Below are 354 nucleotides of genomic sequence, written 5' to 3' on the forward strand. Positions count from 1 at the left end.
GATCGTGGCCGGCATCACCGGGGCGACTGGGGCGGTAGCCGGCGCTTATATTGCCGATATCACTGATGGCGATGAGCGCGCGCGGCACTTCGGCTTCATGAGCGCCTGTTTCGGGTTCGGGATGGTCGCGGGACCTGTGCTCGGTGGGCTGATGGGCGGTTTCTCCCCCCACGCTCCGTTCTTCGCCGCGGCAGCCTTGAACGGCCTCAATTTCCTGACGGGCTGTTTCCTTTTGCCGGAGTCGCACAAAGGCGAACGCCGGCCGTTACGCCGGGAGGCTCTCAACCCGCTCGCTTCGTTCCGGTGGGCCCGGGGCATGACCGTCGTCGCCGCCCTGATGGCGGTCTTCTTCAT

Annotated in this window: 1 protein-coding gene; it reads left to right on the forward strand. The window is 65.8% G+C overall.

Annotation, left to right across the window (positions count from 1 at the left end):
• Positions 1–354: MFS transporter (locus tag AC0L3J_RS37700; protein ID WP_473350480.1), on the forward strand; the 354-nt coding region annotated here is incomplete at both ends.

The organism is Bradyrhizobium sp. Kon37 (assembly GCF_055807535.1).